This window comes from Clostridium sp. CCUG 7971 (genome assembly GCF_017590215.1).
GTDB lineage: Bacteria > Bacillota > Clostridia > Peptostreptococcales > Peptostreptococcaceae > Faecalimicrobium.
On sequence record NZ_JAFFPK010000002.1, the window covers coordinates 1 to 14,261 of the forward strand.

The 14,261-nt window shown below is 26.6% G+C and carries 11 protein-coding genes and 1 pseudogene; all 12 read left to right on the top strand.

Annotated elements, in window-relative coordinates; all coding sequences use genetic code 11:
- Positions 1–871: trans-4-hydroxy-L-proline dehydratase activase (locus tag JWF52_RS00170; protein WP_208331358.1), on the top strand; the 871-nt coding region annotated here is incomplete at its 5' end.
- A gap of 4 nt (positions 872–875) precedes the next feature.
- Positions 876–3,244: pseudogene (hypD, locus tag JWF52_RS00175) on the top strand (trans-4-hydroxy-L-proline dehydratase).
- 25 nt (positions 3,245–3,269) lie between these two features.
- Positions 3,270–4,076, top strand: coding sequence for a pyrroline-5-carboxylate reductase (gene proC, locus JWF52_RS00180; RefSeq protein WP_208331359.1), 807 nt, complete (start codon positions 3,270–3,272; stop codon positions 4,074–4,076).
- Positions 4,077–4,218: 142 nt separating this feature from the next.
- Positions 4,219–5,244 carry an AAA family ATPase gene (locus JWF52_RS00185; RefSeq protein ID WP_208331360.1) on the top strand — a complete coding sequence of 342 codons (1,026 nt, stop codon included), beginning with the start codon at positions 4,219–4,221 and terminating at the stop codon, positions 5,242–5,244.
- Positions 5,244–6,035, top strand: a complete 792-nt coding sequence (locus tag JWF52_RS00190; RefSeq protein ID WP_208331361.1) for a DUF3226 domain-containing protein — start codon at positions 5,244–5,246, stop codon at positions 6,033–6,035. The genes JWF52_RS00185 and JWF52_RS00190 overlap by 1 nt, the downstream gene beginning before the upstream one ends.
- 138 nt (positions 6,036–6,173) lie before the next feature.
- Entirely contained in the window at positions 6,174–6,680 is a 507-nt protein-coding gene (locus JWF52_RS00195; protein ID WP_286183919.1) for a TraX family protein, read from the top strand.
- An 11-nt stretch (positions 6,681–6,691) separates the two neighbouring features.
- Positions 6,692–6,898 (top strand): TraX family protein, encoded by a 207-nt coding sequence (locus JWF52_RS19100; protein ID WP_286183920.1) that lies wholly within the window; start codon positions 6,692–6,694, stop codon positions 6,896–6,898.
- Between the two features lie 243 nt (positions 6,899–7,141).
- Entirely contained in the window at positions 7,142–7,381 is a 240-nt protein-coding gene (locus tag JWF52_RS00200; protein WP_208331362.1) for a (2Fe-2S)-binding protein, read from the top strand.
- Positions 7,382–7,495: 114 nt separating this feature from the next.
- Positions 7,496–8,224 carry a YwaF family protein gene (locus tag JWF52_RS00205; RefSeq protein ID WP_208331363.1) on the top strand — a complete coding sequence of 243 codons (729 nt, stop codon included), beginning with the start codon at positions 7,496–7,498 and terminating at the stop codon, positions 8,222–8,224.
- A gap of 89 nt (positions 8,225–8,313) precedes the next feature.
- Positions 8,314–11,187 (top strand): DNA mismatch repair protein MutS, encoded by a 2,874-nt coding sequence (gene mutS / locus JWF52_RS00210; protein ID WP_208331364.1) that lies wholly within the window; start codon positions 8,314–8,316, stop codon positions 11,185–11,187.
- Positions 11,188–11,286: 99 nt separating this feature from the next.
- Positions 11,287–13,284 (top strand): DNA mismatch repair endonuclease MutL, encoded by a 1,998-nt coding sequence (gene mutL / locus JWF52_RS00215; protein WP_208331365.1) that lies wholly within the window; start codon positions 11,287–11,289, stop codon positions 13,282–13,284.
- A gap of 16 nt (positions 13,285–13,300) precedes the next feature.
- Positions 13,301–14,233: a tRNA (adenosine(37)-N6)-dimethylallyltransferase MiaA gene (gene miaA / locus JWF52_RS00220; RefSeq protein ID WP_208331366.1), complete on the top strand. Its 933-nt coding sequence runs from the start codon at positions 13,301–13,303 to the stop codon at positions 14,231–14,233.
- Positions 14,234–14,261 lie beyond the last annotated feature (28 nt).

Consider the following 14,261-nt stretch of genomic DNA (forward strand, 5'->3'; position numbering starts at 1 on the left):
ACATGATGGTCCAGGTATAAGAACGACAGTTTTTTTCAAAGGCTGCCCACTAGAATGTGCTTGGTGTCATAACCCGGAGAGCCAATCTCATAAAAAAGAAGTTCTTTATAATGAAGAAAAATGTAGCAGATGTGAGACTTGTATTAAAAAGTGTCCACATGATGCTATATATAAAGAAGAAAAATATATATATTTGAAAAAAGACAAGTGTCAGCTTTGTGAAACTTGTTTAGATTATTGTATAAATAATGCTAGAGAAATAGTAGGAAATAATTATAAAATCAAAGATTTAGTCAAAGAAATTGAAAAAGATATGATATTTTATGAACAATCTAAAGGTGGGGTTACCTTATCTGGAGGAGAGGTAATGGCTCAAGATATAGGTTACATAGAAGATATTGTATCAGCTTGTAAAGAAAAAGGAATAAATGTAGCAATTGACACTTGTGGATATGCTACATTTGAAAATTATGAAAAAATACTTCCTTATGTAGATTTATTCTTATATGATATAAAATTGATTGACAATGAAAAACATAAGAAATTTACAGGAAAAAGTAATGAATTAATTTTAGATAATTTAAAAAAGTTAAGTAAGAAAAATGCAAATATAAATGTAAGGATACCTTTAATAGAAGGTGTAAATGTAGATGAAGAAAATATTGAAATATTAAAAATCATAGAATTTTTAAAAGATATTAATGTAGAAAAAGTTAATCTTCTTCCTTATCATAATATAGGAATTCATAAGTATAAAAAACTTTATAAAGATTATAAAGGAGCAGATTTTAAAAAACCAAATGATAGTAAGTTAGAAGAAATTAAATATTTATTTGAAAAAAATAACTTTAAAACTAAAATAGGGGGATAGGAAAATGGATAGAGGAAGTTTTGATAGAACTAAAAAGCTAAGAAAGCAAAGCATAAATGAAACACCTCATATAACTATTGAAAGAGCACATCTTATAACTGAAGCATACAAAAAATACGAAGGTACTGTTGAAACACCAGTCCTTAGAGCTTTAGCTTTCAAGCATTATATGGAAAACAGATCATTATGTATAAATGAGGGAGAACTTATTGTAGGAGAAAAAGGAGATCGTCCGCAAGGTGCGCCAACTTATCCAGAGTTATGCTGCCATACTTTGGAAGACTTAGATATAATGGATCAAAGAGATATAATATCTTTTAAAGTAGATAATGGAGTTAAAAAAATACAAGAAGAAGAAATAATACCATATTGGGAAAACCGTCAAATAAGAAAAAAGATAATGGATTCTATGACTAAAGAATGGTTAGATTGTTATGAGAGTGGAATATTTACGGAATTTATGGAACAAAGGGCTCCAGGACATACGGTTGGTGGAGGAACTTTTTATAAAAAAGGATTTTTAGATCTTAAAAAAGAAATCAAAGAAGAAATAGATAGGTTAGATTTTATAAACGATTTAGATGCATATGATAAAAAAGCACAATTAGAAGCTATGGATATAGCTTGTGATGCTTTAATTATTTATGGAAAAGATATGCTAATTATGCTAGAGAATTAGCAGATAAAGAAACTGATGAAAGTAAGAAAAAAGAATTATTATTCATAGCAAAAAACTGTGATATAGTACCGGCTAATAAACCACAGACTTTCCATCAAGCAGTTCAAATGTATTGGTTTGTTCATGTTGGAGTTACGACAGAATTAAATATATGGGATGCTTTTAGTCCAGGTAGATTAGATCAACATTTGAACCCTTTCTATGAAAATGATATTGAAGAAGGTTCGTTAAATAAAGAAAAAGCAAAAGAAATACTAGAATGTTTATGGATAAAATTTAATAATCAGCCAGCACCACCTAAGGTAGGTATAACTTTAAAAGAAAGTGGAACTTATACTGATTTTGCAAATATAAATACTGGTGGTATAACAGAAGATGGAAAAGATGGTGTAAATGATGTAAGTTATATAATATTAGATGTAATGGATGAAATGAAGCTATTACAGCCAAGTTCAAATGTTCAAATAAGTAGAAAAACTCCACAAAAATTTTTAGAGAGAGCTTGCGAGGTATCTAGAAAAGGATGGGGGCAACCAGCTTTTTATAATACAGAGGCAATACTACAAGAACTTATAGAAGCAGGTAAAAGTATAGAAGATGCTAGACATGGAGGAACTAGTGGGTGTGTTGAAACTGGTTGTTTTGGAAAAGAAGCATATATACTTACAGGATATATAAATCTACCTAAAATACTTGAAATAACTTTAAATAATGGTATAGACCCTATGTATGGTAAAGAGGTAGGAATTAAAACTGGAGATGCAAGAAATTTCAAAAACTATCAGGAATTATTTGAAGCGTTTAAGGCCCAATTACACCATTTTATTGATATAAAAGTAAATGGAAATAATATAATAGAAAAAATATATGCAAAGCATATGCCTGCACCACTTATGAGTGTTATAGTTGACGACTGTATTAAAAAAGGAAAAGACTATAACGATGGAGGAGCAAGATATAATACTAAGTATATTCAAGGCGTTGGTATAGGTACAATAACAGATAGTTTATGTGCTATAAAGTATAATATATTTGACAAAGAAAAATTTACTATGGATGAACTTTTAAATGCACTTTCTAATAACTTTGAAGGCAATGAATTAATTCATAATATAGTAGTTAATAAGACACCTAAATATGGAAATGATGATGATTATGCAGATGAATTGATGCAACAAGTATTTAATGCTTTTTATAAAGAAGTTACAGATAGAAAGTCTGCTATAGGTGCTAAATATAGAATAAATATGTTACCTACAACTTGCCATGTATACTTTGGTGAAGTTATGAAAGCAAGTGCAAATGGAAGACTTTCGCAAAAACCACTGTCAGAAGGGATATCTCCAGAAAAAGGAGCAGACACAAATGGACCAACAGCAGTAATAAAATCATGCTCTAAAATGGATCATATAAAAACAGGAGGGACACTACTTAATCAACGATTTGCGCCATCTGTAGTAGAAGGCGAAGATGGACTTAATAATATGGCAAATTTAGTTAGAGCATACTTTAACATGGATGGACATCATATACAATTTAATGTATTTGACAAAAATATTTTACTAAAGGCTCAAAAAAATCCTGATGAATATAAAGATTTAATAGTAAGAGTGGCAGGGTATAGCGATCATTTCAATAATTTAAGTAGAGCATTACAAGATGAAATAATAAATAGAACTGAACAAGTTTTTTAATGAAAAGTGTAAAGGAGATTAAAAAATGAACAAAAAGATTGGTTTTATAGGTTCTGGGAATATGGCAAAAGCAATGATAGGTGGAATAATCAAATCAGGATTAGTTAATTCTGAAAATATAATCACATCAGATTTAAATGAAAATACGTTAAAAAGCATTAAAAGTGAGTTTAATATAAATACAACTACAAAATCAGAAGAAGTAGTCAAAGATAGTGACATAATAATAGTTGCAGTTAAACCAAATATATATGATATGGTATTAGGCAGTGTATCTGAATTTATAGATAATAAGAAAATAATAGTAACCATAGCAGCAGGAAAAACAATATCTTCTATTGAAAATGTTATAGGAGATGATAAAAAAATAATAAGAACTATGCCAAATACTCCAGCTTTAGTAAATGAAGGTATGAGTGCCTTATGCCCGAATAAAAACATAGATGATGAAGAGCTAGGAATGGTTAAATCTATATTTAATTCATTTGGAAAAGCTGAAGTAGTAAATGAATATTTAATAGATTCTGTAATAGGTGTTAGTGGATCAGCCCCTGCATATGTATTTATGTTTATAGAAGCTATGGCAGATGCGGCAGTACTTCATGGAATGCCAAGAAGTCAAGCTTATAAATTTGCAGCTCAGGCGGTAATGGGATCTGCAAAAATGGTACTTGAAACAGGAACTCATCCAGGAGAGTTAAAAGATATGGTATGTTCTCCAGGAGGAACTACAATAGAGGCGGTTAAAACCTTAGAAAATAAAGGATTTAGAGGTTGTGTAATAGATGCAATAACAGACTGTGTTGAAAAATCAAAAGAAATGAGCCAATAGATTAATAAAATTTATATTACAAATAAAATAATTACAAATAAAATAATTATAAATATTTAAATAAGACTAGATATATTATACTAGTCTTATTTTTATGCCTTTGAATATAATTTTATATAAGTGTTTTGAGGAGGGATATGTATTGCCAAACCATATAAAAGATATTTATATAAAAAGTTTTAAAGGGATAAAAGATTTAAAATTAGAAGATATGAAATCAGTAAATATATTAGTTGGAGATAATAATTCAAAAAAAACTACTGTACTTGAAGCTGTGGAACTCTTTGAAAGACCTTATGACTTTATATCTCACATAAAAAGGATTAGCAGAAAATACAATCTAAAAACTGTTAAATATAATAAAATAAAGGAAATGTTTTATAATTGTGACTTAGATAATGAAATTAACATAAATTTATATGTAAAAGATAAATTACATAGACTATTCATAAATGGAAAAGAAGAACAGCTTATATGCATTGATGATAACGGTCAAAGTAATGAGTTAAAAGATATTGATAGAACTATACTTAGATATGAATTTAATAATGAGCCAAAAGAATTTATAATGAATGATAATGAGAAGAGTTTTGTAAGACCTAAAAAACAATTAAAGCTTTTAAATATAGGATATATGATGCCTATAGATACGTATATAGAAAGTAGATCTATAGAAGCAATAGATAGAGTAATACAAAAGGGAGAAAAACAAAGATTAATAGATATGTTAAAAATATTTGATGATAATATAGTAGATATAAATTTTACATCTGATAGAGAAATATATATAACTACTAATGACAAATTAAGTATGAGTATGGGGAGTTTTGGTGATGGATTTAAAAAGGCTATAATACTTACGTCTAAAGTTATAGATGCTGAAAATGGAATATTATTAGTAGATGAAATAGAAACAGGAATACATAAAGATATAATAGGAAAAATTTTAAAAGAAATAATAAAGAACAGTAAACTATATAATACTCAGATAATAGCAACTACTCATAGTTTAGAGGCAATAGGAGTATTACTTGAGAAATTTGATGAAAGTCTAAATGAAGTGGCTATATATAGATTGGAAGAATTTAAAGATCAAATATATTCAAGGAGATTTTCAGGAGATAAGGCCTATGAAATCGTAGTACAAGAAGGTGGTGATTTAAGATAATGGATCATTACCTTTTTATAGTAGAAGGAGCTCATGATGTTGCATTGATATCAAGTATACTTAGGGTATTAAAGTTCAGATGCATAAAAGATATTAATAATGTAATAAAACCTTTTAATAATTTATTAATAGATAAATTTCCATGTGAAAAAAATAGTTTAGAAAATTATAATAAGATACCAAGTTTTTATGATAAAGAAAATAAAAATATATGTATAATAAGTGCAGATGGAGAAACGAAATTAATTAAAGCATTAGATAATGCTATAAGTAAGTTTCGGTTAGATGAACTAGATGAGATTACTAAGGTAGTAATTTTTTGTGATGGAGACCTTAAGAGTAGAGAAGAGAAGATAAGCGAGTTAATAAAGATTAGCTTCCCAAAGAATAATGACTTAGAAATAAGTAAAGACAAGTTAATTGAGGGTTTTTTGTCATTAAATAATATAGATATTATAAGTATAGATACTGAGTTCTTTGTTATGCCAAATAATAAAGATAGCGGAAGGTTAGAACAAATATTAATAGAGGCTATAAAATCAGTAGACAAAACTTTGTTGGAAGAAGTAGATATATTTTTAGCTAATATTCCGAATAAATATAAAAGTAAATGGAGCGAAAGTAATTCAAGGTATGATAAAACTAGAATATCTTGTGTTGGAAATGTTAAAAACCCGGCTTCATCAATGGGATCATTAATAGGAAGTAGCAAGTGGATAACATCGGATACAGTAAAAAGTTGTAAACTACTTGGAGGAATCTATAAATATATAGAAGAAACAATTAAATGACCTAAATTTAGGTCATTTTTTATTGAAATACATTTAAATCTTACAAAAATGTAAGCACAATGTAATGCAATTAAATGTCTTCTTTTAAACTATGATTATATAATTAAAGCATAAAATCATAAGAGATAAGGAGACAATATGAAAAAATTAGACGGATTTCAATTAAAAATTATAGCACTTATATTAATGCTACTTGATCATTTGTATTTTGCATTCCCAACAGTATTTCCAGAATGGTTTCATCCATTATCAAGAATAGTTGCACCGATATTTGCTTATTTAATGGTAGAAGGATTTTTCTATACTAGAAATAGATTTAAATATAATTTAAGACTTTGTGGGTGGGCTTTATTTATGGAAGCTGGAAATAGAATTTTGAGTATGGTTTTAGTTTCTAAAGAAGTAGGAGTTCATAACAATATATTTATGACTTTAGCACTAGGTCTTACATTACTTAATTTAATAGAATTAGTTAAGAAAAATAATGGATTTAAAAAGATAGGATTAATAGTAGTTACTTTATTATTACTTCCATTAACAATGTTAGTAGAAGGAGGAATAGCATTAATACCTTTTATATTAGTAACATATTTCTTTAGAGGAAATATGAAAAAACAGTTATTGGTTATACCGTTTTATCATTAATCTTATTTAAGATGGATTTTGTATGGTATGGAAATATTAAAGAAACAATAGATATGTTAATGTTTAACTCAGACTTTTTACTTATATTAGCAGTACCATTTATATTAGCTTATAATGGAGAAAGAGGGATTAATAATAAGTTTTCAAAATATTTATTTTACGTATTTTATCCACTACACCTATGGGTATTAGCTATATTACAATTTATATTAAAATAAAAAATTTTAATATAGATATTGTTCTTAAAAAAGATAATAATAGCTATGTAATCAAAGGAGATTTAAATCTTATGAAAGATATTTTAAATATTGTTATTGGTGGAGGAACTGGTTATTTAGAAGCTTATAATGAAAAACATTCTGAAGAGGTAAAAGAATAAATATAAAAAGTTATAGTTATGAATTTATGGGTATATATAATAATAATTTTTATCAAAACTATAAATTTGAAAGAGGATTATTATGATAAAAAAACTTGTAGATAAATATAAAAAATATTTTAAAGCAAATAAAAATGAGCAAGTGTGCCGTTGCTTTAATGTAACTAGTGATGACATAGAAAAAATAATTAATGAAGGTTCAAGTTCTATAAAAGATATAAGAACAATTACTAAGGCAGGCAAGGGATGCGGTAGATGTAATGCAAGTGTAGAAAGAGTTACTTATAAGGCTATAAAAATGAAAAATAAACGATTAGATTAAGAGTATGATAAACGTCCTACTCTTTTTTTATTTTGCAAAAATAAAAAGTTAAAATAACATTTAATAAAACTCATATATATAATAAACTGTTAAATTTTAAGGGGATGAGATTATATGTCTGAATTTTTTAATTATGTAACTGTATTTGATCATAAGACAACAGTACTTGAAATAGGAATTCCAATGTTATTTATAGCTATTATTATAATATTAATATTTACTTTTAGGAATAAGTTGAGCTTAGGTAGTAAAGCTGATAAAATAGTAAGATTTATATTATTTATTTTATTATTAACTTTTTATGTATCAAATTATATTTTATTATGGACTCAAAGTAGTATAAAAATATCAAATCTTCCACTTCAATTATGTCCAATAAGTGCACTACTTTGTATTTTATTACTAATTAATAAAAATAAAAGAATATTTAACTTTGTTATATTTACAGGAGTATTAGGAGGAATAGGGTCAGTGCTTAGTCCTGATGTTTCTTGTTCATTTATCTATTATAGATATTATCAATTTATGGGTATGCATATGTTAATTGCAATAGTTCCTATTTATTATGCAATAGTTTATAAGTATTTACCAAATAATAAAGAGGCTATAGAAACATTTGTAGCAGTACATATATTGGCAGTTTTTATGGGAATATTTAATACAATATTTAACACTGACTATATGTATATATCATTTACAAAGAATATAGGTCCAAGAGGAACCATACTTGCATCTTTTGGAGAGGGATATATGTATATTATAACCTTTGAAGTATTTGTAGCTGCTTTATTTATAATATGGTTTTATGCAGTTAGATTTATTTTTAGAAAAAATATATTGTAAGTACAATAACACTTGAAATTGTGCATATAAGATTACAATAATTTTCACTTATGATATAATAATTATCTAGAAATAAAGGAGGTTTTACAATGACAATAGATAGAAATAAACTAACTCCTATGATGAAACAATACTTTGAAGTTAAAGATAGATATCCAGATTGTGTATTATTTTTCAGATTAGGAGATTTTTATGAGATGTTCTTTGAAGATGCAATAGTAGCTTCAAAAACACTTGAAATAGCTCTAACAGGAAAGTCGTGTGGTCTAGATGAAAGAGCCCCAATGTGTGGGGTACCTTTTCATAGTGCCAATTCATATATATCAAAACTTGTAGAAGCTGGATTTAAGGTTGCAATAGGCGAACAGTTAGAAGACCCAGCAACTGTTAAAGGTATAGTAAAAAGAGATGTTATAAGAGTTATAACTCCAGGGACTGTGCTTGAAGGAAGCTTACTTGAAAATAAGAAAAATAACTATTTATTATCAATATACAAAGAAAATGAAAATATAGGTTTAACTTATGTAGATATAAGCACTGGTGAAGTTAATGCAACTCATTTATCTAGTGATAAAGTAGTTGAAGAGATAGCGAAAATTCATCCTAGTGAAATTATTATAAATGATTTAGGGTTTATACCAAGTCTTCAAAATATGATAACTCTAGGTAATATATATGTAAATGAAAATTTTAATGAAAATTATTTAGATATAAATATATTAAAAGAATATTTTAGTGATGACTATTTATCTAATATAAGATTTGATGATAAAAATCTTATGAAAAATAGTTTATCTATACTTTTAAATTATATATATAATACTCAAAAACAAGTAACTTCTAATATAAATTCTATAAATGTATATAATTCTAGCGAATATATGGTATTAGATATGTTTACTAGAAGTAACTTAGAACTTACTCAAACTATAAGAGGAAATAAAAAGAAAGGCTCTCTACTTCATGTACTTGATAAAACATCTACTGCAATGGGTGGTAGACTGATGAGAAAATATGTAGAAGAACCTTTAGTTAATAAAGATAAAATAGATGAAAGACTAAATGTTATAGAAGAAATAAAAGATGATTTCATGTTAAGGGAAGATTTAAATGATATACTTAAAAATGTATATGATATAGAAAGAATATGTGGAAAAATTGCCTTTGAAAAAGTAACTCCAAAGGAAATGATACATTTAAGAAATTCAATAGAAAAACTTCCAATTTTAAAAGAAACTATAAATTCATCAAATGGAGATATAATTAAAAAATATATAAAAGACTTAGATGATTTAAATGATATTTATAGCTTAGTAGATGAAGCAATAATGGAAGAACCTGCAATAACTATAAAAGATGGAAATATAATAAAATCAGATTTTAATGATGAATTAAAAGAACTTAGAGATATTTCTCAAAATGGTGCATTTTTAATAAAAGAAATAGAAAATCGTGAAAAAGAAAAAACAGGAGTTAAATCTTTAAAAATAGGATTTAACAAAGTGTTTGGTTATTATATAGAAATAACAAAAGTAGGGCTTACTACTGCTAAAATAGATGAAACTTATATAAGAAAGCAGACTCTAAGTAACGCAGAAAGATTTATAACTCCAGAACTTAAAGAAATAGAAGATAAGATACTTAATGCACAAGATAAAATAAAAGCACTTGAGTATGAGATATTTGTAAATATAAGAAATGAAATATATAAAAATATAGATAGGATACAAAAGGTTGCAAAGACTATTGCAAATATAGATGTATTTGTATCTTTAGCGACTGTTGCCTATATTAATAATTATGTAAAACCTAATATAAATGAAGAAAATAAGTTAGATATAAAAGATGGAAGACATCCGGTTGTTGAACGTATTGTAGGAGAAGAAAACTTTGTAGCAAATGACACTTATTTAAATAGTGGCGAAAATATTATAAATATAATAACAGGTCCCAATATGGCAGGTAAATCTACATATATGAGACAAACTGCTATAATAGCTTTAATGGCACATATTGGTTCATTTGTTCCAGCTGAATATGCAAATATTCCAATACTAGATAGAATATTTACTAGAGTTGGAGCTAGTGATGACTTAAGCCAAGGACAATCCACATTTATGGTTGAGATGAGCGAAGTATCATTAATCCTTAAAAATGCTACAGAAAAAAGTTTAGTTATACTTGATGAAATAGGTCGTGGAACTAGTACTTATGATGGTATAAGTTTAGCGTGGTCAATAGTTGAGTACATTCAAAATAATATAAAGTGTAAGACTTTATTTGCAACACATTACCATGAATTAACGGATCTAGAAAATGAATTTGAAGATGTTAAAAATTATTCTATAGCAGTTAAAGAAGATAATGACGGAATAATATTCTTAAGAAAAATAATACCTCAAGGTGCAGACAAAAGTTATGGAATATACGTTGCAAAGCTTGCAAAACTTCCAGATAAAGTTATAGATAGAGCAAAAGATATACTAAAAGATTTAGAGAAAAACCATGTATATAATAATATAGCTATAAACTCAGATAGTTTAGTTGATTTACAAGTAAAAGAGAATATTGTATATGAAACTACGGACAAAATAAAAAGCCTAGAAATTGAATTAGAAAGATTAGGACAAGATAAATTAATTTTAGAAGAACAATTAACAAAAGTAACTAAAGAAAAATTTGAAAATGAGTCTATAAAAAATGATTATCAAATTTTAATTAAAGAAAGCGAAAAAACTAAAAAAGAGTTAGATAAAATAAATAATGAGTATAAAAAGCTAAAAGAAGGATCAAATAATGCTGTAGCTGAAGTTGCACTTACTCAAATTTCTTTCGATACTATAAATGATAGCAATTTAAATGATGAAATATTAAATTTAGATATATTAAATATGACTCCACTTGATGCTATGAATGCACTTTATAATCTTCAAAAGAAAGCGAAAAATTCGCTACGCTCATAGCGCCAACGATGTGATACTCGCATACGCTCAATCATATCCGTTGCTTAAAATTAACTGCGTTCGTAGTGGGAAATAATTTTATTTAGAGGAGGTGTATATATGAATAGAATTAATATATTAGATGATTTAACTATAAATAAAATAGCGGCAGGGGAAGTTGTAGAAAGACCTTCTTCAGTCGTTAAAGAACTAATTGAGAACTGCATAGACGCAGGTGCATCTAAGGTAGTTATAGATATAGCTGATGGCGGTAAAAAATTCATAAAGATTATAGATAATGGTAGTGGAATAGCTTCTAGTGAAGTTGATAAATCATTTTTAAGACATGCCACTAGTAAAATAAGCAAAATTGATGATTTATATGACTTATACTCTCTAGGTTTTAGAGGAGAAGCATTAGCATCTATATCAGCAGTTTCAAAATTAGATATGATTACAAAGACTAAAGATGAGCCAGTTGGTACGAAGGTTTATGTAGAAGGTGGAAAAATAATATCTAAAGAACCAGCTGGAGCAAATAATGGTACTACTATAATCATTAAAGATATATTTTATAATACACCTGTAAGACAAAAGTTTTTAAAATCAACTCATGCAGAAACTATAAATATAAGTGATTTAATTAATAAGTTAGCTATAGGAAACCCAAGTGTTCAATTTAAGTATGTTAACAATAATAAACCAATGTTAAATACTCCAGGAGACGGTAAGCTAACCAGTGTTATAAGAAGTATCTATGGAAAAGATGTATGTGAAAATTTAATTGAAGTAAATTATGATTGTAAATATTTTAAAATAAGTGGATTTGTAGGAAATAATAATGTTTACAGATCTAATAAAAATTTACAGCATATTTATATAAACAAAAGATTTGTAAAAAGTAAAGTAATATTAGATGCAATAAGTGAAGCTTATAAATCTATTATTCCTATAAATAAGCATGCAGTATGCTTTTTAAATATGCAGATAAATCCAGCGAGTATAGATGTTAATATACATCCAACAAAACTTGAAATAAAATTTGAAAATGAACAAGAATTATATATAGAACTTAGAGACTATTTAAGAAGTAAATTATTAAGTTCTAGCCTAATAGGAAAATATGAAGTTTATGATAAAAATAAAATTCAACCAAGATCTATTAACAACTTAGCTGAGAGAAAAATAGAACCATTTGAAAAAGAACATAAAAAAATTGAAGTAATAGAAATAGATAGTGAAAAACCAATAGATACATTTCTATCTGTTAATGACATAATAAATAAAAGCTCAAGTATAAATGAGGAAAGTAATAAAAATTTATATATGAATGAAAATATAAAAGAAGCTAATGTATACTCATTAGAACATTCTTTTAAGGAAAATAAAGATGATTTTAATGCTCAAATAGATAATATGTATAAATCTCAAGCTATAAATGAATTACAGAATATAAGTGAAAATCTTTCAATTTACAATATAGATGTAAAAGAAGATGAACAACAAAATTTCTTTGAAGAAAAAATAGATGACAATAGATTTTCATTAGATGATTATAATGTTATAGGGACTATATTTGATACTTATATAATATTATCAAAAGGTAATTCTATGTATTTATTAGATCAACATGCTGCACATGAAAGAGTTTTATATGAAAGGTATATGAATAAGTTTTACAAATCAGATATAAATATGCAATTGTTACTTAATCCTATAGTAGTAGAACTTTCAAATGTTGATATGTTAAAAGCTGAAGAAAACCTAGAATTATTTAAGAACTTTGGTTTTGAAATAGATATATTTGGTAATAATCATATAATGATAAGATGTGTGCCAACTATATTTGGTGTTCCTGAATCTGAAAAATTCATATTACAAATAATAGATAATATAGATGAAATAAAAAATAACTATGAGCTTAAAGGTGAAAGATTTGCATCGATGGCATGTAGGTCAGCGATAAAGGCGAATGATAAAATAAATACTTTAGAGATAAAATCTTTATTTGAACAAATGAAAGAATGTAAAAATCCTTTTACTTGTCCACATGGTAGACCTATTATAGTAGAAATTTCTAAAACTGAAATAGAAAAAATGTTTAAAAGAATTATGTAGTTAGGAAAGGAACATTATGAAAAAGACACCAATTATAATACTTACAGGCCCAACGGCTGTTGGTAAAACTGATTTATCAATAAATTTATCAAAAGAACTAGATGCCGAGATTATATCAGCAGACTCTATGCAAATATATAAGTATATGGACATAGGTAGTGCAAAAGTAACGGAAGAAGAAATGAATGGAATTAAGCATTACTTAATAGATGAAGTTACTCCAGATTTTACATTTTCGGTTTCAGAGTTTCAAGATAGAGCAAATAAATATATTAAAGAAATAAATGAAAAAGGAAAGAAAGTACTGGTAACTGGAGGTACTGGACTTTATTTAAACTCTTTAATATATAATATGGATTTTGCAAAATCTGATGCTGATAATGAACTTAGAGAGAAATTAAGAATAGAGCTTGAAGAAAATGGTATCGATTATATGCACAATAAATTAAGAGAACTTGATTTTGATAGTGCAAATAGAATACACAAAAATAATACAAAGCGAGTAATAAGAGCTTTAGAAGTGGCATTAAGTGGTAAAAAAATGAATGATTTTTCTAATGATTTAAAATTTAATGATAGATACGAGCCTATAATAATAGTATTAAATAGAGATAGAGAGCGTCTATATCAAAGAATAAATAAAAGAGTAGATATTATGATGGAGTCAGGGCTTATTGAAGAAGTAAAAAGATTAATTAGTATGGGATATACTAAAGATATGATATCTATGCAGGGCATAGGTTATAAAGAAATAATCAAATACTTAGAAGGCGAATATGAACTTGATGAAGCTATTGAAATAATAAAAAGAGATTCAAGAAGATATGCCAAGCGACAATTAACTTGGTTTAGAAGATACGAAAATGCAAAATGGTTTGACTTAGATAGTTATACTGATAGCAAAGTACTTAAAGATGATATAATCAAGCATATTGAAAATATGGTATAATATGTATAGAATATAAGAATAGAGAAAT